We start from the raw sequence: 25,700 nt of genomic DNA, 5'->3' as shown, positions 1-25,700 counted from the left end.
GCGGCGGGACCAGACAATCGCCACCTGGCGGGACGTCCTAGATTTGGGTGAGGAATCGGGCTGTTATGAAGATCGGGGTCGTCATCGTCGGTGCGGGTCATGCGGGCGTGCAAGCGGCCGCCAGTCTGCGCGAAGAAGGCTATGACGGGCCGGTAATCCTGATCGGCGACGAAAACGAATTGCCCTACCACAAGCCGCCGCTGTCGAAGACCTTCATCAAGGATCAGCAAGCAAAGCCGCAGCCGTTGCGCGGCGAGGCTTTTTATACCGGCAGCGCCATCGACTACCGGCCAGGCCTCCGGGTCGAGCGGATCGACGTCGCCGGCCGCCGGCTGGAGATATCAGGCGGCGTGCTGCCGTTCGACCGGCTGATCCTCGCCACCGGCGCGCGTCCGCGCCTGCTGCCGCTGCCGGGTTCGGAGCTTTCTGGCGTTGTGTCGCTGCGCTCGCTCAGTGATGCCCGCCTGATCCGCGAATTGAGCGCGCAAAGCGAGGAGGTCGTCATCCTCGGCGGCGGCTTCATCGGCCTTGAGATTGCCGCAACGCTCACCGCCGCCGGCCGCAAGGTCACGGTGGTCGAGGCGGTTGACCGGCTGCTCGGGCGCGCCGTGGCGCCGGTCATCGCCGGCCATGTGCGCCAGCGGCTGGAGGCGACCGGTGTGCGCATTCTTACCGGCACCACCATCGAACGGCTGGAGGGCGAGAACGGCCGTGTTTCGGCTGCAATCACCTCATCTGGCGAAAGATTGCCGGCGCAGATGGTCGTCATCGGCATTGGCGTCGTGCCGAATGTCGAATTGGCCGAAGCCGCCGGCATTGCCATCGCCAACGGCATCCGCGTCGACCAGCAGATGCGCACGTCGGTGCCGGAAATCCTCGCCATCGGCGACGCGGCGTCCTACCGGCACTGGCTCACAGGCGGCGACGTGCGGCTGGAATCGGTGCAGAACGCCACCGACCAGGCGCGGCTCGCCGCACGCACCATCGCCGGCCACACCGACAATTACTCGGCGGTGCCGTGGTTCTGGTCCGATATCGGCGACATGAAGCTGCAGATGGTCGGCCTGATTGCGGGCGGCGACAGCCATCTCGTGCTGGGCGACGTGGCCGAGAACAAATTCTCCATCTACCACTATGCCGGAAGCCGGCTGCTCGGCATCGAATCGGTCAACCGGCCCAGCGACCACATGCTTGGCCGCAAGATGCTCGGCGCCGGCTTTTCGCCGTCGCCGCAGATTGTCGCGACCGGGCCCGACGGGCTGAAGGCGGCGCTCGCCGCCTTCTAGGAAGAAGAGCCTGTCCGCGCTGCGGGATAAGATCAAACCCAATCACCCTGATGACCTAGTCTAGTTCGACCGGGGACTGACCTTCAAAACATATAGCGAAGTAGAGGAAACGGCGGTATTTTGACCAATTGAAATCGTCGGGGGGTGCTCATGGCTCTATATGTCATTGGCGCAGGCATGGGTCGCACTGGCACATATTCGCTGAAGCTCGCGTTGGAGCATCTTGGGTACGGGCCGTGTCATCACATGGCAGATGTCCACGCCAATCCCGAGCAGAAGGCGCTGTGGCGCGCCGCCGGCCAGGGACAACTCCCGACCTGGGATGCGGCATATGCCGGCTATCTTTCCGCGGTCGATTGGCCAACGGCGCATTTTTGGCGCGAAGTGAGTGACCACTACCCTGATGCGAAGGTTATCCTGACAGTTCGTGGCCCCGAAGCCTGGTATGACAGCATGGCGCAAACAATAGGGCTCACGATGGATGCTGCTACCAATGATCCACAGTCCTTTGGTGTGGCGGTGATTGGAAACACTGTCTTTGGCGGTCGATTTGATAACCGTGATCACGCAATCGCTGTCTATGAAGCACATAACGCTTCCGTGAAATCAACGCTGCCACCTGAACGCCTTCTTACTTATCAGGCCTCCCAAGGGTGGGAGCCGCTTTGTGCCTTTCTCGGTGTACAGTTGCCTTCCGAAACGTTTCCACGCACCAATTCGACTGCCGAATTTCGTGCTCGCATAGGGCGTTGAACGGCGGCTTGCCGCCTATCTCGGCCTTCGCCGCAGTTGAATCCCAGGCGATATCCTCGCCGCTCAGGCAGCGCGGGCGTCGCGGATCGAACTTTCCAGGATGTCGAGCGCCTCGTTCATGACGCCGTCCTGGATGGTGATCGGCGCGAGGAAGCGGATGACGTTGCCGTAGACGCCGCAGGTCAGCAGGATCAGACCCTTGTCGAGCGCCTTCAGCCGTACCGCATTGGCGAGTTCCGGCGACGGCAGGCCCTTCGTCACATCGTTGAACTCGACCGCGTTCATAAAGCCGGGGCCCCTGATATCGACGATCTCCGGCGCTTCGTCACGGATCGATTGCAGGCGCTGCTTCAGACGGTTGCCCAGCGTGTTGGCGCGGTCGCAGAGCTTCTCCTCGTCGATGACGTCAAGCACGGCATGCGCCGCGGCGACGCCGATCGGGCTGCCGCCATAGGTACCGCCGAGCCCGCCGGGGTTCGGCGCATCCATGATCTCGGCACGTCCGGTGACCGCCGCCAGCGGAAAGCCGCCGGCCAGGCTCTTGGCCATGGTGGTGATGTCGGCCGGCACCTCGTGGTGGTCCATGGCGAACATCTTGCCGGTGCGGGCAAAGCCGGTCTGCACCTCGTCGGCGACCAGCAGCATGCCATGCTGGTCGCAGATCTTGCGCAATGCGGTCATGAAGTCGCGCGGCGCCTCGTAGAAGCCGCCCTCGCCCTGCACCGGCTCGACGATGATGGCGGCGACGCGGGCCGGATCGACATCGGCCTTGAACAGCCGGTCGAGCGCCGCAATCGAATCGGCGACCGAGACGCCGTGCAGCGCAACCGGGAACGGCGCATGGAAGACATCCGCCGGCATGGCGCCGAAGCCGACCTTGTAGGGCACGACCTTGCCGGTCAGTGCCATGCCCATGAAGGTGCGGCCGTGAAAGCCGCCGGAAAAAGCGATAACCGCCGGGCGGCCGGTGGCGTTACGGGCAATCTTGATAGCGTTCTCGACCGCCTCGGCGCCGGTGGTGACAAAAATCGTCTTCTTGTCGAACTTGCCGGGCAGCATGCCGTTCAGCCGCTCGGCCAGCCGGATATAGCTCTCGTAGGGCACGACTTGGTAGCAGGTATGGGTGAAGCGGTCGAGCTGCGCCTTGACCGCTTCGATCACCCTGGGGTGACGGTGGCCAGTGTTGACGACAGCGATACCGGACGAAAAATCGATATAGCGGCGGCCTTCGACGTCCCAGATTTCCGAGTTTTCGGCGCGATCGGCGTAGATCTGAGTGGTCATGCCGACGCCGCGCGAAATCGACTGGTTCTTGCGTTCGGAAATGGCTGAATTTGTCATCGTATCCCTTACCGGACCGGCGCCCGCTCTCGTTTGATGGCTGTTGAGACTCTTTTGGGCTTATTTCAGGTTTTCCTCAAGTTGGGACCGTCGCCCGGCGATTGGGCCTGTCGATGCCGGTGTCGGCAACCGAACGCCCGTCGCTCATGCCGTCCTGACAAACCCCTCGCTCGCCCTCAGCAGATTGCGCGTGTAGTCCTTGGTGACGCGGCGCTCGACGAGGTCGCCGGCGCTGAGGTGCTCGACCGCCTCGCCGTTCTGCATCACCATCAGCCGCTCGCACATATGGGTGATGATGGCGAGGTCGTGGCTGACCATCAGGAAGGTCAGCTTGCGCCGCCGCCGGATCTCCTCCAGCAGGTTCAGCACCTCCGCCTGCACCGAAGCGTCGAGCGCCGAGGTCGGCTCATCGAGCAGCAGGATCGACGGTTCGAGGATCAGGGCACGGGCGATTGCCACGCGCTGGCGCTGGCCGCCGGACAATTGATGCGAATAGCGAAAACGGAAGCCGGTGCCCAGGCCGACCTCGTCCAACGCCCGCTGGATGCGCTTTTCGCCGTCAGCAAAGCCGTGAATGGCGAGCGGCTCCTGCAGCAAGCGGTCGACGGTCTGGCGCGGGTGCAGCGAGCCGTACGGGTCCTGGAAGACCATCTGCACCTCGCGGTAGAACGCCTTGTCGCGGCGCGCGCCGAGCTGTTTGCCGTTGACGGCGATGGTGCCCGAAGCGGCCGGCGCCAAGCCGGCGATTGCCCTGAGTAACGTCGACTTGCCGGAGCCGGACTCGCCGACCAGGCCGAAGGATTCACCGGACTCGACTTCAAGGCTGACGCCCTTCAGCGCGCGAAAACGGTCGAAGACCACCTCCAGCCGGTCGACGGAAAGGGCTGCCGTCATGCCGCCCACTCCGGCTTGCGGTCGAGCACCGGCAGCGGGTGACGGTCGGCGCCGATCTTGGGCATGCAGTTGAGCAGGCCGCGCGTATAGGGATGCTGGGCACGGCCGAGCTCCGAGGCTTTGAGCTGTTCGACCACCTTGCCGGCATACATGACGATGACACGATCGCAGAAAGATGAGACCAAGCGCAGGTCGTGCGAGATGAAGATCAGCCCCATGCCGCGCTCGCTGACCAGCCGGTCGAGGATGCCGAGCACGTCGAGCTGCACAGTGACGTCGAGTGCCGAGGTCGGCTCATCGGCGATCATCATCTCCGGCCCGGCGATCAGCATCATGGCGATCATGGCGCGCTGGCCCATGCCGCCGGAAACCTCGTGCGGATGCAGGTCGAAGACACGGGCCGGATCGCGGATCTGCACAGCCTCCAGCATGGCAAGCGCGCGGTCGCGGGCTTCGGCCTTGGAGACTTTCTCATGCGTGCGCAGTGTCTCGACGATCTGGCGGCCGATGCTCATCACCGGGTCGAGCGAATATTTCGGATCCTGCAGGATCATGGCGATACGCTTGCCGCGCAGTGCGCGGCGCTCGCGCGGCGAGGCGGCCAGCAGGTCGATGCCGTCGAAAGCAAGCGTCTTTGCGGTCACCTCGGCCTGCGGCGGGGTGACGCCCATAATGGCGCGGCCGGTCTGCGACTTGCCCGAACCGCTCTCGCCGACGATGCCGAGCCGTTCGCGGCCGAGCGAGAAGGAAACGCCGCGCACTGCCTCGATCAGGCCGGTGCGCGTCGGGAAGGTGACGCGCAGCTCGTCGACTTCGAGAAGCGTGCTCATTGGTCACCGCTTCGCGGATCGAGCGCGTCGCGCAGGCCGTCGCCGAGCAGGTTGAAGCCGAGGCTGACGATGAGGATGGCAAAGCCCGGCGCGCCCGCCACCCACCACTGGTCGAGCACGAAGCGGCGGCCCGACGCGATCATCGCGCCCCATTCCGGCAGCGGCGGCTGCGCGCCGAGGCCGAGGAAGCCGAGGCCGGCGGCGGTCAGGATGATGCCGGCCATGTCGAGCGTCACCCTGATGATCAGCGAGGAGATGCAGAGCGGCATGATGTGGCGAAGCACGATGCGGAACGGCGAAGCGCCCATCAATTGCACCGCCTTGATGTAATCGGAATTGCGCACCGTCAGCGTTTCGGCGCGGGCAATGCGGGCATAGGGCGGCCACGAGGTGATGGCGATGGCAAGCACGGCATTTTCGATGCCAGGGCCGAGCGCGGCGACAAAGGCCAGCGCCAGGATCAGCTTCGGAAAGGCGAGAAAGATGTCGGTGATGCGCATCAGGATCGCATCGGTCCAGCCGCCGGCATAGCCGGCAACGGTGCCGACCAGCAAGCCGATGGGCGCGGCGATGATGGCGACCAGAATGACGACATAGAGCGTCCAACGCGAACCGAAGATGATGCGCGAATAGATATCGCGGCCGAGATCGTCGGTGCCGAACCAGTGCGCGGCACTTGGCGCCAGCAGCCGCGAGCCCTTGAGGTCGCCGAATGTCGGCGAATAGGGCGCCAGCACATCGGCGAAGGCCGCGACCACCAGCAGGGCGATGATGATGAGCAGGCCGACAAAGGCCAGCCGGTTGGCCGAAAAGCGCCGCCAGGCCACATAGGCGCGGCCGAGCCTTGCCTGCACGCGCGACGCCGGGCGCTCGCTGAGCAGCCAGTCGCGGCGGGTTTGAATCGCTTCCGTGCTCATCCTGCCTTGGTCCTTGGGTCGAGCAGCCGGTAGAGCAGGTCGGACAAAAGATTGATGCCGATGAAGACCGAGCCGATGATGATCGTGCCGCCAAGCACGGCATTCATGTCGGCGTTCTGCAGCGAGTTGGTGATGTAGAGGCCGATGCCCGGCCACGAAAACACCGTCTCGGTCAGCACCGAGCCTTCGAGCAGCCCGGCATAGGACAGAGCGATCACCGTAACCATCGGCACCGCGGCGTTGCGCAGCGCGTGACCCCAGATGATGCGCGTTTCCGACAGGCCCTTGGCGCGCGCCGCCACGATGTATTCCTGGGTGAGTTCGTTCAGCATGAAGGAACGCGTCATGCGGCTGATGTAGGCGAGCGAGAAATAGCCGAGCAGCGAGGCAGGCAGGATGATGTGGCGGAAGGCATCGGCAAATACGTCCCACTGCCGCTGCCAGAGTGCATCCAGCAGGTAAAAGCCGGTAATCGGCGTGAAGGTGTATTCGTAGACGATATCGAGGCGGCCGGGAAAGGCGACCCATTGCAGCTTGGCGTAGAACAACACCAGCGCCAGCAGCCCCAGCCAGAAGATCGGCACGGAATAGCCGACAAGACCGATGATGCGCACGATCTGGTCGATGATGCTGCCGCGCCGCACGGCCGCCAGCACACCAAGCGGCACGCCGATCACCGAACCGATCAGCGTCCCCAGTGTTGCCAGTTCGAGCGTCGCCGGGAAGGCGCGGCGGATGTCCGTCATCACCGGATTGGTGGTCAGCACCGAGGTGCCGAAATCACCATTCAAGGCATGTTTGACATAGATGTAGAACTGCTCGACCAGCGGCAGGTCGAGACCCATCTCGCGGCGCGTTCGTTCGACGACATTGGTCGGCGCCCGGTCGCCGAGCACCGCCAGCACCGGGTCGATCGGGATCACCCGGCCGATGAAGAAGGTCACCGCGAGCAGACCGAGATAAGTCGTTATCGCGATGACCAGGAACCGGGCGATCGATGAGGCAACGGCAACGGCGCGAGCGCTGCCGCGCCCCGCCGTTGTTTCCCTTTCAGCCAAGCTCATGCGGCGCGTCCGCCGACATCACTCCTTCGAAACAGGGCCGACGAAGTTGGTGTCGAAGCTCGGGCCGAGCGCAAAGCCCTTGAGGTTCTTGCGCAGGCCAGCCACTTCCAGCTGCTGGTGGATGATGACGAAAGGACTGGTATCGAGGATCTTCCTCTGAAGATCCTCGTACATTGCGGCGCGCTTGGCCGAATCCTTCTCGAGCAGGGCCGCTTCCGTCTGCTTGGTCAAGTCCGGAATGTCCCAAGCGTTGCGCCAGGCCAGGGTCTTGGTCTTGGCTTCATCCGAATTGTCCGGGTTGCTGGCAAAGGTCTGGGCATTGGAGTTCGGATCGAAATAGTCCTGGCCCCATTGGCCGATATAGATGTCGTGGTTGCGGGCGCGGTATTTGGTCAGCGTCTGCTTGCCGTCGCCGGGGATGATCTCCAGCTTGATGCCGGCCTGTCCCAGCGTCTGCTGGATCGATTCCGCCATGCCGGTGGTCGGTTGGCCGGTGCGCACGTCCATGGTGACGTTGAAGCCGTCGGCGAGACCCGCCTTGGCAAGCAGGTCCTTGGCCTTGGCGACATCGAGCTTGAACGGGTTTTCGTCGAGAGCACCAAGGTCGCCCTTGGGCAGGAAGGTCTGGTGGATCTCGCCGATGCCCTTGAGGATGGTTGAGCTCAACGCGTCGTAGTCGACCAGATATTTGAAAGCCTGGCGGACCTCGGGCTTGGCGAGGTTCGGGTTCTTCTGGTTGAGGCTGATGTAAAAAACCGTGCCTTTCGGCGCGCTGGTGGTGGTGAGATCGGCGTTCTTGGCGATGGCGTCGAGATCGTTTGGCTCGAGATTGCGGGCGACGTCGATATCACCGGTTTCCAGCGCCAGGCGCTGGCCCGAGCTTTCCTTCATGTTGCGATAGATGACGCGGGCAAGCTTGGCCTTCTCGCCGTAGTAATTGTCGTTGCGCTCAAGGACGACAACTTCGTTGGCGCGCCATTCGCGCAGCTTGAAGGCACCGGAGCCGGCATAGCCGGTCTTCAGCCAGGCATTGCCGAAATCATTGTCCCATTTGTAGTCGGCGCTCGGCGTGACCGCCGCGACATGCTCCTTGACCAGCTTGGCGTCGACGACCGAGGCGACCGTCGCCGACAGGCAGTTCAGCACGAAGCTCGGCGCATAGGCCTTGTCGACGGTGAACTGGAACGTCGTATCATCAACAGCCTTGGCCTTCTCGGTGACGTTGCCGCCGTCGATGCCGAACTGGCCGATGATGAAGGCCGGGCTCTTGTCGAGCTTGATGGCGCGCTCGAACGAATAGGCGACGTCCGCCGCTGTGATCGGATTGCCGGAGGCGAATTTGAGGCCGGGCTTGAGCTTGAACGTGTAGGTCAGGCCGTCGTCGGAGACGCTCCAGCTTTCGGCGAGATCGCCTTTGACCTTCGAGGTGTCGCTGAGGTCGAGGCGCACCAGGAGATCGTAGGTGTTGCCGGTGACTTCAGCGGTAGACAGTTCGAATGCCTCGCCTGGATCCATGGAGATGATGTCGTCGATGGCGAAACCCTCGACCAGTGTGTCGGCGGGCGTGACCGCGAAGGCAGGCGCACCGGCCAGAAGCAGCGCGGACATGGCGGCGCCCGCGAGCAAGAAGCGGGTGCGTAGAGCAAACTTTTCCATCATCATTTCAACTGTTCCCTGTTTTTGTTGACCTGAGTTCCCGGCTCAGGGTTGTGGCATTTCTTGCCGCGTCGAACGGTGATCCCCGGACCGTCGTATTGGCAATTTTTGTGCGGTTCCAGCTCACCATATCCGGCGGTTTCGAGCGCGGCAACGAGCATTTGCAGAACGGTCGATTGGGCCAGACCGGCGGTGCGAAAATCCGGCTATTTCAGCGCGGTAACCAGGTCGGGGTCGGGAAAGCAGGTAGCGGAACGGCCGTTGCTGGCCTGCCATTTGCCGATCGAGCGGCGCGTCTTGAAGCCAGGCAGGCCGTCGGCGCTGCCGACATCGTAGCCCTTGGCTTCCAGCGCCCGCTGCAGGGCGGCGATGTCGGAGCGGTAGAGCCCGCCGACCGCGCCCCAATTGCCCGAGAAATTGCTGTCGCCATGGGCGATGCGATCGGCGCCATGGCCGATGAACAGGGCATAGAGATCGCTGGTGTTATACTGCTTCAGCACGTAGAAATTGGGGGTCACGATGAAGGCCGGGCCGCTACGCCCGGCCGGCATCAAAAGAAAGCCCTCGGCTGTCAGTTCGCTCGCCGGGAACGGTTTACCCGACACACGCCTGATGCCCATATCAGCCCATTGGGAAATCTTCCTGCCCTGGTCCGGACCTTCGAGCGAGCACGAGACGCTTTCCGGCACTATCACCTCGAAGCCCCAGCCGCGGCCCCTGACCCAGCCATAATGTACGAGATAATTGGCGATCGATGCCAGTATGTCGGGCGTCGAATTCCAGATGTCGGTGCGGCCGTCGCCGTCAAAATCGACGGCATGCTTGAGGAACGACGTCGGCATGAACTGCGGCTGGCCGAGCGCGCCGGCCCAGGACGATTTCATCGCACCGACCGGGGCAAGCCCGCGCTCGACGATCTCCAGCGCCGCCAAGAGCTCGGTGCGGAAGAATTCCTTCTTGGTCGACATGAACGCCTTGGTGCCCAGCACCTCGAAGGCGTCATAAGGCAGCTTCGCTGCGCCGAAGCCGCTCTCGCGACCCCAGATCGCCAGCAGCACTTCGCCAGGCACGCCGTAGCGTTTCTCGATCGCTGCAAGGGTCCTAGCGTTGGCCGCCTCGCGGGTGCGGCCGCCGGCGGTCACCGCACGGACGATCTTTTCGGCGAAATAGGCGCCTGGCGAACCGAACTCGGCCTGATGCTGCTTCCGCGGCGTCGTCGCCCTCTCGCCCGGCTTTACCAGGTCGGGCAGCTTGAGGTTCGGCTTGACGCCGTCGAAGGCGGCATCGAAGGTTTTCCTGGAAATGCCTTTGGCGCTGGCTTCGGGCCAGAGGTCGTTGCCAAGCCAGGCGCGGAACTGGTCGTCGATCTTTGCCGCGGGGGCGGGGGTGGCGAGGATGAGGGCAAAGAGGACTGCAAGAAGAAACGCGACGGCTATTTTGCGAAAACAGCGATCCTTCCCACCCCCCTCTGTCCTGCAGAGGGGGGTGGGACGGAGTGCCAGCCTTAAAGAATGCTTAGCAACCATCATCCTCCCCGCAACTCGCCTCAAAACACCGTCCGCGAGCGCAGTGCGGCGGCGAGCGTGCCTTCGTCGAGATAGTCGAGTTCGCCGCCGACCGGAACACCGTGCGCCAGGCGCGTCACCTTGACGTCGAAGCCGGAAAGCTGGTCGGTGAGGTAGTGCGCGGTAGTCTGGCCCTCGACCGTAGCGTTGACGGCGAGGATCACTTCCTTGACCTCGCCGCCGGCGACGCGATCGACCAGCGATCGGATGTTGAGCTCATCGGGACCAATGCCGTCGAGCGGCGACAGCGTACCGCCGAGCACATGATAACGCACGTTCATGGCGGTCGCCCGCTCCAGCGCCCAAAGGTCGGCCACGTCCTCGACAACGATGAGCGTGGTGGGGTCGCGGCGCGGGTCGGTGCAGATCATGCATGGATCGGAGGTGTCGACATTGCCGCAGGTCGAGCAGATGCGCACCTTGTCGACGGCCTCGCCCATGGCAGCGGCAAGCGGCGCCAGCAGCTGCTCCTTCTTCTTGATGAGGTGGAGCGCGGCGCGGCGCGCCGAACGCGGGCCAAGCCCCGGCACCTTGGCCAGCAGCTGGATCAGGCGTTCGATCTCGGGACCGGCGATTCGCTTCGACATCGCTCCGGTTTAGGATTTTTCAACGGGTTTTGGAACAGCGCTGAGGCGCGCTGTTCAGCCTGCAAAGAGGCAATCGCCCGGCGTTGCGCCGCCCCTCATTGCGTGCCGGGCATTTCTCCCCGTACAACGCGCCGACGCCGGCCGCCTCAGTTTTCCTCCAGCGGCCGGGTCTGGCCGGCGATCATCGCGCCGATGGCGTCGGTGTTCTCGGGCGTCGCCTCGAACGACATTGTCGGCTCTGCCGGCGCCGCCTGGAATGTTGTGACCGGCCGGGGGTTCACGGTTCCACCGAAACGGGCCGCGTCCGGTTCCTGCATTGGCTCTTGCAGCGCCACAAGGATTGGCTTCTCCGGTGCCGCCCTCGCCGCGGTCGCCATTCCTGCAGTCACCCTTGTCTGCCTTGCTGGCTGCGATGCGGCGGCGGTAACATAGGTTGCCTTGGCGAATGTCGGCTTGACCTCGCGAGCCGGCTCCGCCGAAGCGACAAGTATGGCCTGAGCGGCAGGCGCTTGCGGCTTGGCCTGGGCTATGGCGACCACCGGTTCGTCCGGCAGCGGCTGCCAGTTGCGGCCGCGCTTTTCATAAAAGGCATTGCCGCCGGCGACCATGGTGTAGTGCATGTTCTTGTAGGGGAAGCGCAGCCCGGCGGTGTGGAAATGCATGGTGTTCTTCAGCTTGGCTTTGCGCTCGCCCTTGAGCACCGCCTCGGCGGCCTCCTCGACGTCGGGCATCGCCTTCGAATTCATCGGCCGTGTCATGACGCCCGGCGCGAACTGGCCGCGCTCGCCAACCACTTCGCAGATGGTGCTGCCGTGCTTGCCGGACCGCAGCCGGTTCATCACCACGGTGCCGACCGCAATCATGCCGTCACGGCTCGACCGGTTGGACTCGAAGAACATCGCCCGCTCCAGGCATTCCTTCTCCTTCGGCGTGGAATTGTAGGAGCGCGAGCTCAGGAAACCCGGCGTAATGGCATCGGTCAGGCTGGACATGCCGTGCGAGGCGGTCTGACTGCAAGCGGCCAAAAACAGCGGCGAGATAACGACGCCGAGCCGCAACGGCGCCTTCCATCGGGTAGAGATCAACAGGTGTCCCCTCATTCTGCTGCCAGCCCGCCCCTGGTTGCGGCAAGAATGAGACACTTTCAGGCAAAAAGATGGCTAAAGCGTTATTAAGTTTGGGGCGTTGCCCAATAGACACAGCTGGCGGGCGAAGAGCGTTGGATCGCTGCCCTCTTCGGTCAGGTGCCGGCATGGTTCCAAGGATTCATGCCGTGACCTTGGAGCGCCGCAATCTCCGCAAGAGGGCTTGCCCAAGCCTGGAGAGATTGGTTCAGTCGACGCGGTAACTGTAAACACAGCTCGAGGTGTACTGAGATTCAGGTCAGGCCGAGCCGAAAATGGCGGCTTCCGGGAACCGGAGCGGAGCGCACGTTTCTTACGTGAGCACCGGAAGCCGCCGTTTGCAGGCCGGCATCACCTGAATATCAACACACCTTAGAACGGCAGCTTCATTCCCGGCGGGATCGGCAGTCCCGCGGTCAGCGCCTTGGTCTTCTCCTGCATGATCTGCTCGACCTTGGTCCTGGCGTCGTTGTGGGCAGCGAGGAGCAGGTCCTCGAGAATCTCGACCTCGTCCTCCTTGAACAGCGCCGGGTCGATCTTCAGCGACTTCATCTCGAATTTGCCGGTCAGCGTCACGCTGACCAGGCCGCCGCCGGCCTGTCCGGTGGCTTCCAGCGTGGCAATCTCATCCTGCATGGCCTGGAACTTGGCCTGCATTTCCTTTGCCTTGCCCATCAGGCCGAGAAGATCTTTCATCGCACGGTCCTTTGCAGTTGGTGCTGGTTGTTCAGGTTTCGTCGTCGTCGGCCGGCGGCTCGACCGGCACTTCGGCCTCTGCCGCATCGGCTTCCGGCGCGTCGGGAATGCGCACGTCGATGATCTTGGCGCCGGGAAAGCGCGCCAGGATGGCGGCGACCGTCGGGTCGCTCTTGGCATCGAGGAAGGCGTTTTCGCGCTTTGTCGATTCCATCTCGGCCAGCGTCTGGCCGCCCTCCTCCTTCGACAGCGACACCAGCCAGCTGCGGCCCGTCCAGGCGCGCAGCTTGGCGGTCAAATCGTTGAGCAGCATCTTCGGCGCATCGTCGGTCAGGCTGACGTCGATACGGCCGGGCTCGATGCGCACCAGGCGCACGCAACGCTTCACCAGCACCTTGAAGGCCATGTCGCGCTGGGCGTCGGCAAGGGCGACAATATCGGCCAGCGATTTCACCGGCACCGGCGGCGCCTCGACCACCGGCTCCGGCGGAGCAACGAAGTTGGTCGGCACGGGCTCGGCCTCGACCAGGCGCATCGTCTGCGCCCCGCCATTGGCCGTCGGCATCCGCGTCTGCGCCACGGCACCGGCACCACCGCTTGCAGGCGCATGGTTTGCGGGGCCGGGGCTTGCCGGCGCGCCATTCACGCGCGGCGCGGCGCCCGGCGGCGAAACGCCGTTCTCCAGCGATTTCAGCGCCTCGTCCAGCGTCGGCAGGTCGGCGGCATGCGCCAGCCGGATCAGCACCATCTCGGCGGCGCTGACCGGGCGGTTGGAGGTCTGCACCTCGGGAATGCCTTTCAAGAGCATCTGCCATGTCCGCGACAGCACCTTGACCGACAGCGTGCTGGCGAAATCGGCGCCGCGCCGGCGCTCGTCCTCGGACAGCGAGGCGTCGTCGATGGCAGCCGGCACGAAACGCAGACGGGTGACCAGATGGTTGAACTCGGCAAGGTCGGTCAGCACCGCGGCAGGATCGGCGCCGGTATCGTACTGGGCACGGAATTCGGCAAGCGCGGCGGCGACGTCGCCCTTCATGACATGCTCGAACAGGTCGACGATGCGGGCGCGGTCGGCAAGGCCGAGCATGGCGCGCACCGCTTCGGCGCTGACTGCGCCGCCGCCATGGGCGATCGCCTGGTCGAGGATCGACTGCGCATCGCGCATCGAGCCTTCGGCCGCGCGGGCGATCATCGCCAGCGCATCGTCTTCAACTTCGATGCCCTCCAGACCGGCTATCCTGGCAAGGTCGGCCTTGATCATTGCCGCATCGATGCGCCTGAGGTCGAAACGCTGGCAGCGCGACAGGACGGTGATCGGCACCTTGCGGATTTCGGTGGTGGCGAAGATGAACTTGACGTGCGGCGGCGGCTCTTCCAGCGTCTTCAGCAGGCCGTTAAAGGCCTGGTTGGAAAGCATGTGCACTTCGTCGATGATGTAGACCTTGTAGCGCGCCGATACCGGGGCGTAGCGCACACGCTCGATGATGTCCCTGATGTCGTCGATGCCGGTATGCGAGGCGGCGTCCATCTCGATGACGTCGACATGCCGGCCTTCCATGATCGCCTGGCAATGCTGGCCGAGCACGGCAAGGTCGACGGAAGGCTGGTCGACCGTCGGTGTTTTGTAGTTCAGGGCCCGCGCGAGTATGCGCGCGGTCGTCGTCTTGCCGACGCCGCGCACGCCGGTCAGCATCCAGGCCTGGGCGATGCGGCCGGTGGCAAAGGCATTGGTCAAGGTGCGGACCATCGGCTCCTGGCCGATCAGCTCGGAGAAATTCGACGGTCGGTATTTGCGCGCCAGCACGCGGTAGGCGGCAGGCTTGTCCAATTTTCCGGCCTCGTTTCCGGCTTCGCTCATTCGCCCGTCAAGCTCCAAGGGCTGCCACTGGAGGCGGCCGATTCCTGCGCATAGTTTCGCCCGCACGGCTTGGCGCCGTCAATGTCGGGGCAAAAGGCGAAGAGGCGGGAGGCTGGAACAATGACCCGTTCCGGGCTCGTTAGGGCTGCTTCCTTCCGGACCTGACCCGGTTGGCGAGTGGACCGTCCACCACCAACCTCCCAGCCTCCATATCGGCAATCCGGCGATGAAATGCAAGTGCGGATGACAGGGGCCCTGAGCGACGGCGAAAGCTGAAACCAAAAACCCGCCTCGGCGGGCGGGTCGTTGGTGCGAATAATCACCATAGCGGGATTAGTAGCATAGCTGCCGGCACAAAGCAAGAACAAAATGTGGCCGCGATCAAAATCGTCGACCTCGGCGGGGCAGCGCCAACCTGATGCAATTTGCCCGGGCTTCACTTCTTCGCGCACAATCAGCGCCGCGACGGCCAATGTTGCTTGCTGCCCCTTGCGGCCCTTCGGAAGCCGCTCTAGCGTCGATAGAGTTAAAAAAACGTCCAAAAGTGAGGGAAACGCCGATGCTGCCGGGCCTCAAGGCCGGATTCACGCTTGACGCCCAGCTGGAAGCCGACAGCGAACAGCTGATGTGGCTCGGCCTGTGCGAATTGCGCGTCATGAACGACCGCCGCTGGCCATGGCTGCTGCTGGTGCCGCAGCGGCCGGGCATCGAGGAAATCCACGATATGACGCCGCTCGACCAGGCGATGCTGACCTTCGAGACCAATATGGTGGCGCTGGCGCTGAAGCGGGTGACCGGCTGCACCAAGATCAATACCGGTGCACTCGGCAACATCGTGCGCCAGTTGCATGTACACGTTATTGCGCGCTCGGAAGGCGATCCCGGCTGGCCCGGCCCAGTGTGGGGGCACGGCCTGCGCGAGCCCTATCAGCGCTCCGACCTCCGCAAGTTTGCGGAAAAGATCAAGGCAGCGCTATAAGCCTCCCCCGTGTCCATCTTGAACCTTCCCGAGTCTGCATGAGCTTTCGCCTGTTTGACGCGCCCTTGCGCGAGCCGAGCCAGTTTGTCGGCTTCGCCGGCAACATTATCGACCGGCAGTCCGAAAACCGCGCCGACGATTCCGTCGAAAAGGCGCTCGCCGATCCTTCGGCGCGGCTTTTGCTGATGCGTGGCGGCCGGCTCTATCTGAAGCTTGCGCAAGGCGCATTCGACCCCTGGTTCGGCGTGGCCGAATGCCGGCCGCTCGAAGCATCGCTCGAAAACGGCGTGCTGCTCGGTTTTTCCGAAAGCGGCCCGGTGCTGGCGGTGCCGGCCGGAGTCGAGCCCGAGCAGCTTCCCGAGACGATCAAGGCCATCGACTATCGCTCGGTCTATATGCAGGGGCTGATCGACGAAGCGGCCGCCGGCGCGCTGGCGCAAGGGGCGGCGCTGCTTGCCTGGCATGCCAGCCATCGCTTCTGCAGCAAGTGCGGCACCGAAGCCGAGATGCGGGCGGGCGGTTACAAGCGGCATTGCCCGGCCTGCGGCACGGAGCACTTTCCGCGCACCGACCCGGTGGCGATCATGCTGACGGCGACGCGCGAAAAATGCCTGCTCGGCCGCGGTCGGCATTTCGGGCCCGGCATGTATTCGGCGCTCGCCGGTTTCATCGAGCCGGGCGAGACGATCGAGGCGGCGGTGCGCCGCGAAACCCTCGAGGAAGCCGGCATCCGGCTTGGCCGCGTCGTCTACCACGCCAGCCAGCCCTGGCCGTTTCCCTATTCGCTGATGATCGGCTGCTTCGGCGAACCGCTCAACGACGATATCCACCCCGACTTCAACGAGCTGGAAGATTGCCGCTGGTTCTTTCGCGACGAGGTGCTCTCGATGCTGGCCCGCGAGCATCCGGGTGGCCTGGTGACACCGCCGAAGGGGGCGATCGCCTATAATCTCATCCGCGCCTGGGCCGACAGCGCGTGATACGAAGACATCGCAGGAGCAAAAAATGATCCGTCACACCGTCGTGTTCACGCTAAAGCACCCGCCGCATTCGCTCGAGGAAAAAAGGTTCCTCGCCGACGCCAAGACGATCCTCACGGCGATAAAGGGCGTCACGCATTTCGAGCAGTTGCGGCAGGTCAGCCCCAAGAACGACTACCGCTTCGGCTTCTCGATGGAGTTCGCCGATCAGCGGGCTTACTCCGGCTACAACGACCATCCCGACCACGTCGCCTTCGTCCGCGACCGCTGGATCCCGGAGGTCGAGGCGTTTATGGAGATCGACTACGTGCCGCTCGGCTGGGGCTGAGACTGGAAAGCGACGCTCTAAAAAATCAATACCCCGCGTCGCGATCCACCACATTTTCCAGCGCTTCGCCGCGCTCGAAGGCGTCCATCTGACGCAGCATGATCGGCGCCAGGTGGACCGGATCGGAAGTTGCCGCCGCGTGCGGCGTCACGAACACTTTCGGGTGGCTCCATAGCGGGCTGGTCTTCGGCAGCGGCTCGACCTCGAACACGTCGAGGCTGGCTTCCTTCAGCGTGCCGTCGTCCAGCGCGCGCAAAATGTCGGCGTCCTTCTGCAGCCTGCCGCGCCCGGCATTGATCAGCACCGAGCCGCCGAGGCCGTTGCGCTTGCGCAGCTCCTTCAGCACGCCGTGGTTGATGATGCCGTGCGTCTGTGGCGTCAGCGGCAACAGCACCACCAGGATATCGGTGGCGTTGAGGAACGGGATCAGGCCGGCCTCGCCCGCGTAAGTCGAGACACCTTCCATCGGCCGATCGCTGCGCGACCAGCCATTAACGGGAAAGCCGAGCGACAACAGCACCGATGCCGCCGCGCGGCCAAGCGTGCCGAGCCCCATAATGCCGACCGAGATGTCGCCGGCCGGTCGCTGCTGCGGCTCGTGCCAGATCTTCTTCTGCTGCTGGGCGCGGTAGAGCATGCCCTGGCGATGGTGGTCGAGCACCCGCCAGACGACGTATTCGGTCATGTACTGGGTAAGGTTGTCGGCGACCACCTTGACGACCGGTACGTCGGGCAAGGTGGGATCGGCGAAAATGTGGTCGACGCCGGCGCCGATCGAGAAGATAGCCCGCAGATTGGGTAGCGACGACAACAGGTTCGGCCGCTGTTTCCACACCACCGCATAGGTAATCGAGGGATCGCCGGCGCCATTCGGCTCGAGCACCACTTCGCGCTCCGCCGACAGCAGTTCGCGCCAGCGCAGCGGATGAATACCGGTGAGGGCAAGCAAGATGCGGCCTTTTTCCATTGCGGATTGTTTTTCCCTTTTACCAACAGCGTTCGCGTCCGGACTCGCAAGGGCGCGGCAGCGTTTTGATTTTGTGCATGATCTCTGGCGAAAATCTACTCGCTGACGATACCGACCGGCGCCGTTTCGATCTTGAAGGCGGCCGAGATCAACGCCTTTGTATAGTCGGTCCGCGGGTTGCCGAAAATCTGTTCGGAAGGACCGGCCTCGACGATCCTGCCGTTGCGCATGACGATGACTTCGTTGGCGAGCGCGCGGATGACCCTCAGATCGTGGCTGATGAAGAGGTAGGCGAGGTCGTGCTTGGCCTGCAGGCTGCGCAAGAGGTCGACGACCTGCGCCTGCACGCTCATGTCGAGTGCCGAGGTCGGCTCGTCCAGCATGACGAAACGCGGGTTGAGCACCATGGCGCGCGCGATGGCGACGCGCTGGCGCTGGCCGCCGGAGAATTCGTGCGGATAGCGATTGCGCGTCGCCGGATCGAGGCCGACTTCCTTCAGCACGTCGACGACACGCTCGTCGCGCGCATCAGGAGACAGTTTCGGCTCGTGGATCTTCAACCCTTCCTCGATGATCTCGGCGACCGACATGCGCGGACTGAGCGAACCGAACGGATCCTGGAAGACGATCTGCAACTCGCGCCGCAGCGGCCGCATTTCGCTGAAGGACAGTTGATCGATGCCGCGTCCGTTGAACTGGATGGTCCCGGTCGACGAGATCATCCTGGCCAGCGCCAGGCCGAGCGTCGTCTTGCCTGAGCCGGATTCGCCGACGACGCCAAGCGTCTGGCCGGCTCGCACGGTGACGTCGATGCCGTCGACCGCCTTCACATTGTCGACGGTGCGCCGGAAGAAGCCCTTCTTGATCGGAAACCAGACCTTGACGTCCTTGCCGACCATCACCGGCTTGGCGGCCTGGTTGGCCGCCGGCGGCTTGCCTTTCGGCTCGGCGGCAAGCAGATGCCGCGTGTAGGCGTGCCGCGGATTGGCAAATATCTCCTTGGTCGGGCCGGTCTCGACGATCTTGCCCTTGGTCATCACGCAGACCCGGTCGGCGATCTTCCTGACGATGCCGAGATCGTGGGTGATGAACAGCATCGACATGTTCTTGCGGCTTTTCAGGCCGGCCAGCAATTCGAGGATCTGCGCCTGGACGGTGACGTCGAGCGCCGTCGTCGGTTCGTCGGCGATCAACAGTTCAGGCTCGTTGGCGAGCGCCATGGCGATCATGACGCGCTGGCGCTGGCCGCCGGAAAGCTGGTGCGGATAGGCGTCGAGCCGTTTTTCCGGTTCCCGGATGCCGACCTCGTGCAGAAGTTCCAGCGTGCGCGCCTTGGCGTTGCGATCGCCCAGGCCCTGGTGCAGCTTCAGCACCTCGACGATCTGCTGCTCGATCGTGTGCAGCGGGTTGAGCGAGGTCATCGGCTCCTGGAAGATCATGGTGATCTTGTTGCCGCGCACGCGGCGCAAGTCTCTCTCGTCCGCGGCAAGCAGGTCGGCGCCGAGGAACAGGATCTTTCCCGACGGGTGGCTGGCGGTCGGATAGGGCAGCAGCTTCAGCACCGACAGCGCGGTGACCGACTTGCCGGAGCCGGATTCGCCGACCAGCGCCACCGTCTCGCCCTTGGCGAGGTCGAAGGAGATATGGTCGACGGCGATCGACTGGCTGCCGCCTTGCGTGAAGGCGACGCTGAGATCCTGGACCGAGAGGAGAGGGGCGGTCATCTGAACGTCTTGCGCGGATCGAAGGCGTCGCGGGTGGCCTCGCCGACGAAGACCAGCAGCGACAGCATCAGCGAGATGACGACGAAGCCGGAAATGCCGAGCCAGGGGGCGTTGAGGTTGCGCTGCGCCTGCTTCAACAGTTCGCCCAGCGAGGCGGAGCCGGGCGGCAGGCCGAAGCCGAGATAGTCGAGCGAGGTCAGCGTCGAGATCGAGCCGCTGAGCAGGAAGGGCAGGAAGGTCAGCGTCGCCACCATGGCATTGGGAAGCAGATGCCGGAACATGATGGTGATGTTGGGCACGCCGAGCGCGCGCGCCGCATTGACATATTCGAAGTTGCGGGCGCGCAGGAACTCGGCCCGCACCACGCCGACCAGCGCCACCCAGGAGAACAGCAGCATCAATCCGAGCAGGATGAAGAAGCCGGGCGGCAGGATGGCGGCGACGATCAAGAGCAGGTACAGCACCGGGATCGCCGACCAGATCTCGATGAAGCGCTGGAACAGAAGGTCGGTCCAGCCGCCGAAATAGCCCTGCAGGGCGCCGGCCGCCACGCCGATCAGCGCCGAGCCGGCGGTCAGGATCAGGCCGAACAGCACCGAGATCCTGAAGCCGTAGATGACGCGCGCCAGCACGTCGCGGGCCTGGTCGTCGGTGCCCAGCCAGTTCCAGTTGCCGACGTTGCAATTGGGGTCCGCTTCCCCTTTCGGATACTGGTTGCACCGCGTCTTCTTGTCGTAGAGCCAGGACGGCTTGGTCGGTGCGGCTTCGGGAATGGCGTTGTTGACGGTCTGGTAGGAGTAGCGCACCGGCGGCCAGACCATCCAGCCATTGGCATTGATCTCGTCCTGGATGACCGGGTCGCGGTAGTCGGTGACCGCATAGAAGCCGCCGAACTTCTCCTCGGGATAGGCGACCAGGACCGGAAACAGTATCTCGCCCTTGTAGGAGGCGATTATCGGCTTGTCGTTGGCGATCAGTTCGGAAACCAGCGACAGCACGAACAGGAACAGGAAAATCCACAACGACCAGTAGCCGCGCCGGTTGGACTTGAAGTTCTGCAGGCGCCGCTGGTTGAGCGGCGACAGAAAGGGCCGCGCGATCCGAGGCGGCGCCGTTTCGGCTGTCGCCTGCGCCATCAGACGTCTCTCCGCTCGAAGTCGATGCGCGGATCGACCCAGGTATAGATCAGGTCGGACAGCAGCCCGACGAACAGACCAAGCAGCGAGAAGATGTAGAGATTGGCGAAGACCACCGGATAGTCGCGCTGCACCACCGAGTTGAAACCAAGCAGGCCGAGGCCATCGAGCGAAAAGATGTTCTCGATCAGCAGCGACCCGGTGAAGAATGCCGAGATGAAGGCACCGGGGAAACCGGCGATGACGATCAGCATGGCATTGCGGAAGACGTGCCCATAAAGCACCTGCCGCTCCGACAGGCCCTTGGCGCGGGCTGTGACCACATATTGCTTGCGGATTTCCTCGAGGAAGGAATTCTTGGTGAGCAACGTCGTCGTGGCGAAGGCCGACAGCACCAGCGCCGTCAGCGGCAGGGTCATGTGCCAGAAATAGTCGACAATCCGCTGCGGCCACGACAGCTGGTCCCAATTGTCGGAGGTGAGGCCGCGCAGCGGAAACCAGTCCCAGAACGAGCCCCCGGCAAACAGCACCATCAGCAATATGCCGAACAGAAAGCCCGGAATGGCGTAACCGACAATGACGACGCCGCTGGTCCAGACGTCGAAGGTGGAGCCGTCCTTGACTGCCTTGCGGATGCCGAGCGGGATCGAGATCAGATAGGACAAGAGCGTGATCCACAGCCCGATCGAGATCGACACCGGCATCTTTTCCAGGATCAGGTCGAGCACCGAGATGTCGCGGAAATAGCTGTCGCCGAAATCGAAGCGGAGATAGTTCCACAGCATCATGCCGAAGCGCTCGAGCGGCGGCTTGTCGAAACCGAACTGCTTCTCCAGCTTCTTGATGAATTCCGGGTCGAGCCCTTGCGCGCCGCGGTATTTCGAGCCGACGTCGCCGGCGACATCGAAATTGGCGCCGCCGGCATCACCCCCGCCGCCGCCGAGGCGATCACTGCCGCCCTGGTTGGTCAGCCTGGCGATGACCTGCTCGACCGGCCCGCCCGGCGCGAACTGGATGACGGCGAAGGATACCGCCATGATGCCGAACAGGGTCGGGATCATCAACAGGATGCGGCGCAGTATATAGGCGCCCATCAGGTTCCCTGCCTCGCTTGTGCGAAAATGTCAGGCTTTGCCAATCTTTGCCGCCTTGTCTTTGTCGAACCACCATGACGTCTCGACCGGAAAGTCGTAATCCGGCTTTTGAGCGGGAAAGCCGAACATGTCCCAGAAGGCTGCTCGGTGATTCGCCAGATGATATGTTGGAATCCAGTCTAGCCGCGCGCGCAAGACCCGATCGAGCGCGTTGAGCGCGGTGACGAGTTCGATCCGGCTCTGCGCCTTGCCGGCTGCCTCGATCAGCGCGTCGATGGCTTTGCTTTCCGTACCCGGATAGTTGCGCATCCCCGGCGTTTTCGCCATTCGGGAAGCGTAGAGAATCTCCAAACCGTCGGCGGTGGGCGTCGCTCCGATCGACCATGCGAGCATGTTGAAGTCGAAGTCGAAATTGCTCTGCCGCGCCTCAAATTGCGTCGAGTCGACCTGCCGGATCGAAGCGTCGATGCCGATCGCCTTCATATTCTCGGACCACGGCGCGAAAATACGAACGAGACCCTCGTCCTGGGCAAGCATTTCCACGCGCAGGCGCTCGCCTTTGTCGTTGACGACGAAATTGCCCGCTCGCTTCCAGCCGCCTTCGGCAAGCAGCCTCGAAGCCTCGCGCAGCAGCTTACGGTCGTGCCCGGAACCGTCGGAGACGGGTTGCATCACCGGTTCGCCGAAGGTCTCCGGCGGCAACTCGGCTCGAAACGGCTCCAGCAGGGCCAACTCCTTGGGTGAGGGCAGGCCCTTGGCCTTGTAATCCGATCGCTCGAAGTTCGATTGCGAACGCTCGTAGGAGTCGAAAAACAGAACCCGCCTGGTCCATTCGAAGTCGAAGCAATAGGCGATTGCCCGTCTCACGCGAATGTCGCGGAACTGCGGACGGCGCTGGTTCAGCGCGACAGCCTGCATAGATGGTGTTTTCTCGCCGGGAAATTCGCGTTTGACGACCCTGCCATCCTTCAGTGCTGGAAAGTCGTAGCCGGTCGCCCATACCCGCGAGGTGAACTCCTCGCGAAAATGCGTGTCACCTTTCTTGAACGCTTCAAACGCCGCCTGGCGATCAAGGTAGAAATCGATACGGATGCTGTCGAAATTATAACTGCCGCGGTTCACGGCCAGGTCGCGGCCCCAATAGTCGGCGACGCGTTCATATTCGACAGTCTGCCCGGCCACCACCCGTCCAACCCTGTATGGTCCGGAGCTGAGCGGTGGCGTCATCGTCGAGGCGTCGAAATCATTGGCCGTGTAGAAGGCTTTGGACACGATCGGCATCACGACGATGGCGAGGATATTCTGCGCGGACTGTTGGCCGTTGAAGGTGAGGTTGACTGTAAGCGGATCGATCGCGACCGCTTCCGTCATATGCCGCAGCGCTTGGGAAAGGTTCGGATGTCCCCGGTCTTTGTAGAGGGTCAAGGCGAAAGCAATGTCGTCGGCGGTCAGCGGCGACCCGTCATGGAAGCGCGCTTGTGGCCGCAGGCTGAAGCGGTAGCCATTGCGGTCCTGCGACAAGGTAACGGATTCGGCAAGCAGGCCGTAGACCGCATCCGGTTCGTCGACTGCCCTTGCCATCAGCGAATCGAAGCAGAGCTCGGTGCGCGGCGGCGAATCCCCCTTCAACACCAGTGAGTTCAGCGTGTTGAAAGTCAGGAAGCTTTGATTGAGGGTGGAGTTCGGCGGGGCGAAATTCATCCGGCCGCCCTTGGGAGCGTCCGGATTGACATAGTCGAAATGCGTGAAATCCGGAGGATATTTGAGATCGCCAAAAGCCGACAACCCGTGCAGTTTCACGCCGGTTGGAATGGCCGCGAAAGCCCGGCCGGGCAGCAGCGCTGCGGCCGCGGCGGCACCGCCCAGGGCGAGGAAGTCGCGACGGGGCAGCGCCGCCATCAATTGCCGCTCTTGTATTTGGCCGCCAGCGCCTTTTCCTTGGCCGGGTCGATCCACCAGGAATTCTGGTCGACGCCGCTATAGGCGGGCTGCTTTTCCGGCATACCGAACTTGTTCCAGTAGGCGAGCCAGACCACGGCGCGGTAATATTGCGGCACGACGTAGAAATTCCACAACAGCACCCGGTCGAGCGCATGGGTGGCGGCAACGAGATCGGCCCGGTCGGTGGCATAAATGATCCGGTCGACCAGCGCATCGACGACCGGATTCTTGATGCCGGCGTAATTGCGCGATCCCGGCGAATCGGCGGCCTTGGAGCTCCAGAAATCGCGCTGTTCATTGCCGGGAGAGTCCGACTGGCCGAGTATCGAGGTGACCACGTCAAAGTCGAAATGGGTGACGCGGTTGATATACTGGGTCTGGTCGATCAGGCGCAGCGTGGCGTCGACGCCGATTTTGCGCAGATTGGCGATATACGGGCTGGCGATGACCTGATCGGTGTCGTTCCAGCCGAGGATCTCGAATTTGAACGGTTCGCCGGTCTTGGCGTTGACCATCTTGCCGCCCTTGATCACCCAGCCTGCCTTGGCGAACAGATCGACCGCGGCCTTCAGGTATTTGCGCTCCGCCTGCGGGGTGTCGTAGACCGGCAGCTTGAATTCCTGGGTGAAGACTTCGGGCGGCAGCTTGTCGCGGTACTGCTCCAGGATCTCCAGTTCCTTGCCTTGCGGCAGGCCGCTCGACGCCAGTTCCGTGCCCTGGAAATAGCTGCTGGTGCGGGTGTTGGAACCGAAGAACAGGGTCCGGTTCATTGTCTCGAAGTCGAACGGGTACATCAGCGCGGCGCGCATCAGGCGATCCTGAAACATTGGGCGCCTGGTGTTGAGCATGAAGGCCTGCATCGGTTCCGGCGACGCGGTCTTGAATTCCTTCTTGATGACGTCGCCGGCCTGGACAGCCGGGAAATTATAGGCCGTGTTCCAGCGTCTCGAACTGTTCTCCGGCTTGATGTCGTCCAGCCCGCCCTTGGTGAAGGCCTGCCAGGCGGCATTGTCGTCGAGAAAATAGGTGAAACGCTGCCTGTCGAAATTCTCGCGGCCGATTTTCACGGGCAGCTTGGCCGCCCAGTAATCGGGCACGCGCTGCCAGATGATTTCGGAGCCCGGCTTGAAGCTGGCGACCTTGTAGGCGGCCGAGCCGAGCGGCGGCTCCTGCGTCGGCCTGGTGACGTCGCGTTTCTTGCCGCTGGCGTCCGTGCCTTCCCACCAGTGCTTGGGCAACACGACGAGGTCGCCGATGATCTTCGGTAGCTCCCGGTTGCCTTTCTGACTGAAGTGGAACTCGACCTCGCGGTCGGAGATGGCGACGGCGTCGGTGACGTTCTCGAAATAGCGGCTGTATTGCGGACTGTTGGCCTTCAGCACCTGAAACGACCAGATCACGTCGTCGGTGGTGATCGGCTGGCCGTCATGCCACTTGGCCCGCGGGTCGAGCCGGTAGGTCGCCGAGGAATAGTCGGCCGGATATTTGTAGGCGTCGGCGATCAGCGGATGGCTGGTGCTGCCTTCGTCGGTCGCCTGCTCCATCAGCGTGTCGTAAAGCAGGCCGCCGCCGAACTGCGCGAAGCCGGCGGCCGGCGAACCCTGCACGATGTAGGGATTGAAGCTGTCGAACGTGCCAAGCACCACGGAATTCACCGTGCCGCCCTTCGGTGCATCCGGATTGACGTAATCGTAATGCTGGAAATTGTCGCCATATTTGGATTCGCCGATCAGCGACGAGGTCGTGCGCCATTCGTCCGCGAAGGCCACCTGCAGGCCGCCGGCAAAGGCAGCCAGCATCAGCACTGATTTCAGAAGCGTCCGCGCTCGGCCAACCGTCATGCGTTCTCCTCTTCGCGATATAGCGCCGTCACCATAGCGTCTGGGCCCAATCTAGATCATTTGGCGGCGCTGAAAACCGCAACCGAGTGGCTTTGTCGTCGCATATGCATTTTCCCTAACGAAAAAGCCGGGCTGAACC

23 protein-coding genes and 1 other RNA gene are annotated in these 25,700 nt (G+C 63.3%); 5 read left to right on the top strand and 19 right to left on the bottom strand.

All coding sequences use genetic code 11. From position 1 onward, the window contains the following. Window positions 1–65: 65 nt before the first annotated feature. Complete coding sequence (locus NKI79_RS05895) at window positions 66–1,286, top strand: NAD(P)/FAD-dependent oxidoreductase (RefSeq protein WP_352800420.1); 1,221 nt, start codon at window positions 66–68, stop codon at window positions 1,284–1,286. 150 nt (window positions 1,287–1,436) lie between these two features. Continuing rightward, complete coding sequence (locus tag NKI79_RS05890; RefSeq protein WP_352800418.1) at window positions 1,437–2,039, top strand: sulfotransferase family protein; 603 nt, start codon at window positions 1,437–1,439, stop codon at window positions 2,037–2,039. Window positions 2,040–2,102: 63 nt separating this feature from the next. Here NKI79_RS05890 and NKI79_RS05885 read toward each other — a convergent pair whose 3' ends face one another. The 13 genes from NKI79_RS05885 to ffs all read right to left on the bottom strand — a co-directional run bounded on the left by NKI79_RS05885 (window position 2,103) and on the right by ffs (window position 14,772). Continuing rightward, window positions 2,103–3,380: a 4-aminobutyrate--2-oxoglutarate transaminase gene (locus NKI79_RS05885; protein ID WP_352800416.1), complete on the bottom strand. Its 1,278-nt coding sequence runs from the start codon at window positions 3,378–3,380 to the stop codon at window positions 2,103–2,105. Between the two features lie 144 nt (window positions 3,381–3,524). Then, window positions 3,525–4,274 carry an ABC transporter ATP-binding protein gene (locus NKI79_RS05880; protein WP_352800415.1) on the bottom strand — a complete coding sequence of 250 codons (750 nt, stop codon included), beginning with the start codon at window positions 4,272–4,274 and terminating at the stop codon, window positions 3,525–3,527. Beyond that, window positions 4,271–5,104: an ABC transporter ATP-binding protein gene (locus tag NKI79_RS05875; RefSeq protein ID WP_352800413.1), complete on the bottom strand. Its 834-nt coding sequence runs from the start codon at window positions 5,102–5,104 to the stop codon at window positions 4,271–4,273. The genes NKI79_RS05880 and NKI79_RS05875 overlap by 4 nt, the downstream gene beginning before the upstream one ends. Continuing rightward, window positions 5,101–6,021, bottom strand: a complete 921-nt coding sequence (gene nikC / locus NKI79_RS05870) for a nickel transporter permease (protein WP_352526673.1) — start codon at window positions 6,019–6,021, stop codon at window positions 5,101–5,103. The genes NKI79_RS05875 and nikC overlap by 4 nt, the downstream gene beginning before the upstream one ends. Then, window positions 6,018–7,085 (bottom strand): ABC transporter permease, encoded by a 1,068-nt coding sequence (locus tag NKI79_RS05865; RefSeq protein ID WP_352686841.1) that lies wholly within the window; start codon window positions 7,083–7,085, stop codon window positions 6,018–6,020. Before NKI79_RS05865 ends, nikC begins: the two co-directional genes overlap by 4 nt. Window positions 7,086–7,103: 18 nt before the next feature. Continuing rightward, on the bottom strand, window positions 7,104–8,747 hold the full coding sequence (locus NKI79_RS05860) for an ABC transporter substrate-binding protein (protein WP_254816193.1): 1,644 nt from the start codon (window positions 8,745–8,747) through the stop codon (window positions 7,104–7,106). Beyond that, window positions 8,744–8,902, bottom strand: a complete 159-nt coding sequence (locus NKI79_RS05855; protein WP_352475995.1) for a hypothetical protein — start codon at window positions 8,900–8,902, stop codon at window positions 8,744–8,746. The genes NKI79_RS05860 and NKI79_RS05855 overlap by 4 nt, the downstream gene beginning before the upstream one ends. A 45-nt stretch (window positions 8,903–8,947) precedes the next feature. After that, window positions 8,948–10,270: a lytic murein transglycosylase gene (locus NKI79_RS05850; RefSeq protein ID WP_502909788.1), complete on the bottom strand. Its 1,323-nt coding sequence runs from the start codon at window positions 10,268–10,270 to the stop codon at window positions 8,948–8,950. Between the two features lie 17 nt (window positions 10,271–10,287). Further along, a complete protein-coding gene (recR, locus tag NKI79_RS05845) occupies window positions 10,288–10,893 on the bottom strand; it encodes a recombination mediator RecR (RefSeq protein WP_352740908.1) in 606 nt (201 codons plus the stop codon). A 146-nt stretch (window positions 10,894–11,039) separates the two neighbouring features. Continuing rightward, entirely contained in the window at window positions 11,040–11,978 is a 939-nt protein-coding gene (locus NKI79_RS05840) for a cell wall hydrolase (protein WP_352800408.1), read from the bottom strand. Window positions 11,979–12,389: 411 nt separating this feature from the next. Continuing rightward, window positions 12,390–12,713 (bottom strand): YbaB/EbfC family nucleoid-associated protein, encoded by a 324-nt coding sequence (locus tag NKI79_RS05835; protein ID WP_254816197.1) that lies wholly within the window; start codon window positions 12,711–12,713, stop codon window positions 12,390–12,392. Window positions 12,714–12,744: 31 nt separating this feature from the next. Continuing rightward, window positions 12,745–14,571 carry a DNA polymerase III subunit gamma/tau gene (locus NKI79_RS05830; protein ID WP_352800406.1) on the bottom strand — a complete coding sequence of 609 codons (1,827 nt, stop codon included), beginning with the start codon at window positions 14,569–14,571 and terminating at the stop codon, window positions 12,745–12,747. A gap of 104 nt (window positions 14,572–14,675) precedes the next feature. Next, window positions 14,676–14,772, bottom strand: an RNA gene (gene ffs / locus NKI79_RS05825) — signal recognition particle sRNA small type. 358 nt (window positions 14,773–15,130) lie between these two features. Here ffs and NKI79_RS05820 point away from each other — a divergent pair. The 3 genes from NKI79_RS05820 to NKI79_RS05810 are packed head-to-tail and all read left to right on the top strand — an operon-like array spanning window position 15,131 to window position 16,858. Next, window positions 15,131–15,550: an HIT family protein gene (locus tag NKI79_RS05820; protein WP_023676868.1), complete on the top strand. Its 420-nt coding sequence runs from the start codon at window positions 15,131–15,133 to the stop codon at window positions 15,548–15,550. A gap of 38 nt (window positions 15,551–15,588) precedes the next feature. Further along, entirely contained in the window at window positions 15,589–16,530 is a 942-nt protein-coding gene (gene nudC, locus NKI79_RS05815; protein ID WP_352506120.1) for an NAD(+) diphosphatase, read from the top strand. Window positions 16,531–16,555: 25 nt separating this feature from the next. After that, complete coding sequence (locus NKI79_RS05810) at window positions 16,556–16,858, top strand: Dabb family protein (RefSeq protein WP_254816201.1); 303 nt, start codon at window positions 16,556–16,558, stop codon at window positions 16,856–16,858. Between the two features lie 25 nt (window positions 16,859–16,883). On the opposite strand, the gene NKI79_RS05805 is transcribed toward NKI79_RS05810, so the two are convergent. The 6 genes from NKI79_RS05805 to NKI79_RS05780 form a co-directional block, all read right to left on the bottom strand. Continuing rightward, window positions 16,884–17,825 carry a 2-hydroxyacid dehydrogenase gene (locus NKI79_RS05805; RefSeq protein ID WP_254816202.1) on the bottom strand — a complete coding sequence of 314 codons (942 nt, stop codon included), beginning with the start codon at window positions 17,823–17,825 and terminating at the stop codon, window positions 16,884–16,886. Between the two features lie 95 nt (window positions 17,826–17,920). Then, window positions 17,921–19,549 carry an ABC transporter ATP-binding protein gene (locus NKI79_RS05800; RefSeq protein ID WP_352800403.1) on the bottom strand — a complete coding sequence of 543 codons (1,629 nt, stop codon included), beginning with the start codon at window positions 19,547–19,549 and terminating at the stop codon, window positions 17,921–17,923. After that, window positions 19,546–20,685 (bottom strand): ABC transporter permease, encoded by a 1,140-nt coding sequence (locus tag NKI79_RS05795; protein WP_254816204.1) that lies wholly within the window; start codon window positions 20,683–20,685, stop codon window positions 19,546–19,548. Before NKI79_RS05795 ends, NKI79_RS05800 begins: the two co-directional genes overlap by 4 nt. Further along, entirely contained in the window at window positions 20,685–21,779 is a 1,095-nt protein-coding gene (locus NKI79_RS05790; RefSeq protein WP_254816205.1) for a microcin C ABC transporter permease YejB, read from the bottom strand. Before NKI79_RS05790 ends, NKI79_RS05795 begins: the two co-directional genes overlap by 1 nt. 30 nt (window positions 21,780–21,809) lie before the next feature. After that, entirely contained in the window at window positions 21,810–23,678 is a 1,869-nt protein-coding gene (locus NKI79_RS05785; RefSeq protein ID WP_352800401.1) for an extracellular solute-binding protein, read from the bottom strand. After that, window positions 23,678–25,561 (bottom strand): extracellular solute-binding protein, encoded by a 1,884-nt coding sequence (locus NKI79_RS05780; RefSeq protein WP_352800399.1) that lies wholly within the window; start codon window positions 25,559–25,561, stop codon window positions 23,678–23,680. Before NKI79_RS05780 ends, NKI79_RS05785 begins: the two co-directional genes overlap by 1 nt. Window positions 25,562–25,700: the final 139 nt, after the last annotated feature.

The organism is Mesorhizobium sp. M0340 (assembly GCF_040321535.1).
GTDB lineage: Bacteria > Pseudomonadota > Alphaproteobacteria > Rhizobiales > Rhizobiaceae > Mesorhizobium.
This window is presented reverse-complemented; position numbering and strand designations above follow the sequence as displayed.